The sequence below is a fragment of the Nitrospira sp. BLG_2 genome (genome assembly GCF_049222245.1).
Window position 1 is genome coordinate 1 of the sequence record NZ_JBLYIG010000106.1, and the last position, 5,438, is coordinate 5,438.

5 protein-coding genes are annotated in these 5,438 nt (G+C 54.1%); 4 read left to right on the forward strand and 1 reads right to left on the reverse strand.

Annotated elements, in window-relative coordinates; translation table 11 throughout:
- Positions 1–1,078, reverse strand: a 1,078-nt coding sequence (locus ACOSYY_RS03120; RefSeq protein WP_421660811.1) for a DGQHR domain-containing protein, incomplete at its 3' end; no start/stop codon positions are given.
- A gap of 484 nt (positions 1,079–1,562) precedes the next feature.
- Here ACOSYY_RS03120 and queG point away from each other — a divergent pair.
- The 4 genes from queG to ACOSYY_RS03140 all read left to right on the forward strand — a co-directional run bounded on the left by queG (position 1,563) and on the right by ACOSYY_RS03140 (position 5,252).
- Positions 1,563–2,570 carry a tRNA epoxyqueuosine(34) reductase QueG gene (queG, locus tag ACOSYY_RS03125; protein ID WP_421660812.1) on the forward strand — a complete coding sequence of 336 codons (1,008 nt, stop codon included), beginning with the start codon at positions 1,563–1,565 and terminating at the stop codon, positions 2,568–2,570.
- 520 nt (positions 2,571–3,090) lie between these two features.
- The gene (locus ACOSYY_RS03130) at positions 3,091–4,038 is read left to right on the forward strand and encodes a multicopper oxidase domain-containing protein (RefSeq protein WP_421660813.1); all 948 of its coding nucleotides are present in this window, start codon (positions 3,091–3,093) and stop codon (positions 4,036–4,038) included.
- 58 nt (positions 4,039–4,096) lie between these two features.
- Complete coding sequence (locus ACOSYY_RS03135; RefSeq protein ID WP_421660814.1) at positions 4,097–4,543, forward strand: group I truncated hemoglobin; 447 nt, start codon at positions 4,097–4,099, stop codon at positions 4,541–4,543.
- A gap of 250 nt (positions 4,544–4,793) precedes the next feature.
- Positions 4,794–5,252: a c-type cytochrome gene (locus ACOSYY_RS03140; protein WP_421660815.1), complete on the forward strand. Its 459-nt coding sequence runs from the start codon at positions 4,794–4,796 to the stop codon at positions 5,250–5,252.
- Positions 5,253–5,438: the final 186 nt, after the last annotated feature.

Here is a 5,438-nt window from a genome sequence, read left to right on the forward strand (position 1 = left end):
TCTTTCGTACCCGTTCAAGTTGTCCTTTGGCGGGAAATCGCTCATAGAATCCGTCGGCGCGGAACTCCTTCGTCAGAGGAGCCCAGGGTTTGACGATCTCGGCAAACGGTTTGTGCGAGCGTTGCTCGTCCCAATCATTGCTGAGCTTGCGATCCACGATCAGATCGTCCAGGACGCGAATCAACGCCTTGAGTGTCACGTCGCGAGTAAACATGTACCGGTCGTTCTGTCCCCAGATCTCGCCCATGACCTCCTTGACCCCCTTCAGGTAGTCGCGCACCAGCGCATAGCAGCGCTCGGCCTTCATCCCCAAGTGGGATTCCATCCAGCGTTTATGAACCGTCACGACTTTCAGCAACTCGTTGAACACCTCGGATTGCAGAACCCAGTTTTCCGGGTTGCTCCGCCCTCCAAGGCGAGTGATCTTGTACTGCAACGGCGAGTCCGGTTCGCCGTATAAGAGATTCACGACTTTGGCGGCAAATTTCTTTTCAGGACTTTCCCATGAGACCTTCTCATAGAGATCGACCAAATGCGAACGGTTGATCCGTGTGTGGGTGGAGTTGATGATCACGAACATCTCCGTCGCAAAGTCGGCACTCCTGCCGTCGAACAAGAGGCATGGCACTTCGACCTGCGCGCTGTGATCCGGATATTTATCGTGGAAAAAGTGGAGCCCGGCGAGCCGATGTTGCCCGTCAATCACCAGATACTTTCCCTTCGGCTCGCTGAGGTGACCGATTGAATCGGAGCCGTCCATTTTTTGGAAGCGAAGTGTTTCGTCGGTAAACAGCAGCACGGTGCCGGGAATCATCGGTTGAGCCACGACCGTTTCATAAAAATTGACAATCTGCTTGATCTTCTGCCGATTCAAGCTCCGTTGGAATCCCTTCTCGCTCCGCTCGATTCCCGCAATAAACTGCGCCACGTCGTCATGCTCTGAAATCTTGGCTTGGGTGATCTCTTCACCCTCGAAGTAATACCGGCTGGTGAACCGAACTTTGTCCAAGAGCGCACCGGCCTTGTACGCGATGAAATAGAAGGTGCCCTCTTTTTGCGTAATCCGTGTCGCGAGCATGGAGCCTCCATTGGTTGAATAGAAGCCGGCGTGACGATTTTACGCGGCCCTCTCCGTGGCCGCAAGATAACGGACTGTGTTATCGTTGATGCCTATGACGATTGGACGCATCGCGTTGAGCCTGTCCGTTTTGCTGCTCTTGATACTTCTCGTTCCCTCCGTCGACATGACGGCACAGGAGATAGAGGACTCGGGAGCCACAACGGAGTTGTCATGTAGCTTTTCAATGGAAAAAGGTGAACCCGGCCGCCCTTGCCATGTTCCGTTCCCACAAGGATGCCGTGTCGCCTCCATTCCCGGAACCAAGCAGCCCTGGACCACGATCTCGAAAGGCGGCCGACTGCAGTGCCGGTTTGATGAAAGAGTGACCGATTGGAAAACAAAAATTGTCGGCACCTGCGACCGATGCCGATCGGTCCAATGTTCGGCCCACTTCAGTGTCAGATTTGATTGCTCCGTCCAACATTAAGTTTATTTGTATCCCATGTCCACCACATCAGCAATCAAACAAGAAGCGCGCGCGCTGGGGTTCGATGCGGTTGGGATTACCCACGTGTCCAGTAAATATGCAGGGTCAGTTACCGGGGACATGGAAAACAGTCACCGTTCTGATTCCGAGACCGCGGCACCTGAACGCCTCTTCGCCCGTCTCACTGAATGGTTGCGGCGAGGTTATCACGGCACCATGGCTTGGATCGAACGGGACCCGCACAAACGCGCCGATCCTCGCCAGGTGCTTCCCGGCTGTCGATCAATTATCTCAGTGGGGATCAACTATCTCACCGAACACCGTGCCAACGAACAGCCTGGCTACGGCCGTATTGCTCGATATGCCTGGGGAATGGACTATCACAAACTGTTTGATTCCAGGCTCAAGCAATTGGAACAGATCATTCACAAGATGGCACCTTACGTCAAAACGCGTTCCTATTCCGACACCGGCCCAATCATGGAGAAAGCTTGGGCCGAACAGGCAGGCTTGGGCTGGATTGGGAAACATTCCAATCTCGTTTCAGCCGAGTTTGGCTCTTGGCTGCTGCTGGGAGAAGTGCTGACCACATTGGAGCTGGAACCTGACGAACCGGCGACCGACCTCTGCGGGAGCTGCATGCTCTGCATTCAAGCCTGCCCCACCGGGGCCATCACAGAGCCCTACATCGTCGATGCGACTCGTTGTATTTCATACCTCACTATCGAGCTGCGGGGCGATGCCCATACCATCTCCGATGACCTCCAAGCAGGTATGGGCAACAAGATCTTCGGTTGTGATGATTGTCTCGACGTGTGTCCGTTCAATCTCCGAGCCGAACCGACCCAAGAAGAAGCCTTTCAACCTTCAAACCTGAGCCTCTCCCCTGACCTGAATGAGCTTTCCACATTGGATGAGACGACCTTTGCGACAGTATTTCGACAAAGCCCGATTCGTCGAGCGAAGCTCCATGGGCTTCACCGGAACGTCGCCATCGCGCAACACAATCTCAAACCGTCGTAACCTTTGGACCCCCCGCTTCGAGTAAAATTTGGCCCCTGTAATGGCTGGAGACTGACGTTCCATCCGCTCCTACTGAAACGAATCCTAAGACTTTCGGAACGTTTCCTTACGAAATAGTGAATCGTATTAGATACAGGGTGTATCTTATTAGATCCTTACCTTGATTCCTGACCACTTGAACCGCGAGATCGATATCTTCCCAACTGAACCTTGGAAACTTCACCAATTGTTTGATAGATCATTAGTTTTGCACAGAAGTAATAGGTCCCTACTCAGTAACAACTCTGGTGGCATATCTGGTGGTATACATTGTGCCGTAGACAAGGCCCCACCCTCTCATGAGGGAAGGTGAGTATGTACTCGGCTGATACGTTGCAGAAAATTTTCTTTGTATTTTTTCTGTAGAATTTGGTAGATAGTTGACCCGGCGTCTGCTTGGCGTAAGTGATGTGGAGGGACTTAATTCGCCGCGCTCGTCAGTGCAGCGCCTCTTTTCCATAAAATTTAAAGGGAGGCTACTATGCAGAGGTTTCGTGTGCTTACATTAACCCTCGGACTTGGCGTCCTGTTAGGAGCCAGCGGGTGTATCACGATGCCCGGGTCCGCAGGTGCAAAGGTCCATGATGTCACGTTCACGGCAACCGAATCGGAAATCGTCATCGACGGTAACGGGACGAAATACAAAGCCTGGACATTTAACGGTCAGATGCCCGGCCCGGTCGTCCGGGTAACCGAAGGCGATACCGTGAACTTCACACTCGTCAATCCTCCTACGAACGCCAACGGGCATTCGATGGATTTTCACGCCGCTGAGCTCGACTTCTTGAAGAACTACCGCGAAATCAAACCAGGCGAGACGATCAAGTACACCTTCGTAGCAAAGAAGCCCGGCGTGTTCTTTTATCACTGCGGCGCACCGCCGATGATCCAGCACATTGGCCGCGGCATGTTCGGCGCGATCATCGTCGATCCGAAGGACGCCAACGCTTGGCCGAAGGCCGATCGGGAATTCGTCCTCGTGCAATCCGAGCTGTGGAAGAACCCGGACAACGTGCAAGCGATGTTCGATCGGAAGTTTGATCATCAGATCTTTAACGGTGGCGTCTTCAAGTACCATCCCTTCTTCCCGGGATCGGAGCCGCTGGAAGTGAAGGTCGGCGAGCGGGTACGAATCTATTTCGTGAATGCCGGCCCGAACGAGTTCTCTTCTCTCCATCCCATCGCCGAAATCTGGGACAATGTCTACGAGAGCGGCAATCCGCACAACAAGTTTACGGGGGTCCAGACCTATGTGGTCGGTCCAGGCAGCGCAGCCACATTTGATCTGATTGTTGATGAACCGGGAGCGTATCCGGTCGTGACTCACTCTCTGACGGGAGCCTTGCGAGGCGCGATCGCGGTAGTGGTCGCCAACCAGAACCCGAAGAAGTATGACACCTTGATGCCACTGACCCCTTGGACCCCTTAATCAGCAAGCAAGGGTCTGGACGTCAGTTATTTTACTCTTACAAAAAGGAGCAGGCGACATGAGATTCTCGAAACAGATAGCGACGGTTGCCGTTGCCGTGGCGGCCACCTGGACATTGAGCAGCGCCACTACGTCATTTTCCGCTGAACGGTCGCTCTATGAGCGGCTGGGCGGAGTGGGAGCCATCCAAGCCGTCGTCACCAAGTTCATCGGCAATGTGGGCGCAGACAAGCGTATCAATGGCCGTTTTGCAACCACCGATCTCAAGCAACTGAACAAGCACTTAGTCGATCAGGTGTGCCAAGCGAGCGGCGGGCCTTGCACCTACACAGGTCGCGATATGAAGACCACACACAAAGGTATGAAACTCACGACCGCCGATTTCAATGCCCTCGTGGAGGACCTTGTCAAGGCGTTGGACACCTTCAACGTCGGGAAGCAAGAAAAGGACGAACTGCTCGCCGTCCTCGGACCGATGAAGAAAGACATCGTCGAAGTTCCTTGACAGTGATGAACACTGCGGTTGTTTTAAGTTAGTCTCTCGCCGGCTTGGACCTCTCAGTCCAGGCCGGCGAGCCCCTCAAGCTGGCAACCAGCCTCCACCTTTTAATTCAAACCAAACGCTTTTCCGTGGAACATGGCCACTGCCACTTAGGACAATATCGTGTTATCATGCATCCGGAATCGCGCCTCTGAACGCGCGGCGCGAACTAGCCATCTGACGGCAGCATCAGTGCTATCACCAAGGAGGAATCATGAGAGGGAAGCGTTTAGTCATGACAGTGTGCAGCATAGTCGCCGTTGCCCTGTGGAGCACGGCTGGATGGGCCGCTCCCGAGGCTGACCCATTGAAGCCGCGTGTCCCGGACGCTGAACGAGCCGACGTACGAAAAATGAAGAGCCCGATAACCGTCACACCCGAGATAATTGCCAAGGGCAAAGAACTCTATGAAGGCAAGGGGACCTGCATCAACTGTCACGGCGAGACCGGAGCGGGCGATGGCCCTGGTGGGATGCTGTTGTCGCCGGGCCCTCGAAACTTCACGAACTGTAAGTTTCACAAGAAACGGAACGACGCAGAACTCCACTGGATCATCAAGAACGGGAGTCCCGGCACCGGGATGCCAGCCCTAATAAAGGGAGGCGTGATCACCGAGGAAGAAGCCTGGATGACCATCGCCTACGAACGGACGTTCTGGAAGGACAACGAATAGCTGCTGCCGATTCATATCGGGCTGTAGGCCGACATGTCGGCCTACAGCCAGTTTTCTTCCTGACGCCACTGCCCAAGAACCGAGTCCTGCCGACTCTTACTCTGATTCCGTTATCAACGCCGTAGTCACCTCCCTCTTCCCTTCCTCATGAAAAGAGGTGTAGGCTAATGATGGGTTCGATGGTTC

Excerpts from the sequence above, each read along its gene's own strand:
- ACOSYY_RS03140 (WP_421660815.1), top strand. The coding sequence starts at position 4,794 with ATGAGAGGGAAGCGTTTAGTCATGACAGTGTGCAGCATAGTCGCCGTT.
- ACOSYY_RS03135 (WP_421660814.1), top strand. The coding sequence starts at position 4,097 with ATGAGATTCTCGAAACAGATAGCGACGGTTGCCGTTGCCGTGGCGGCC.
- ACOSYY_RS03130 (WP_421660813.1), top strand. The coding sequence starts at position 3,091 with ATGCAGAGGTTTCGTGTGCTTACATTAACCCTCGGACTTGGCGTCCTG.
- queG (WP_421660812.1), top strand. The coding sequence starts at position 1,563 with ATGTCCACCACATCAGCAATCAAACAAGAAGCGCGCGCGCTGGGGTTC.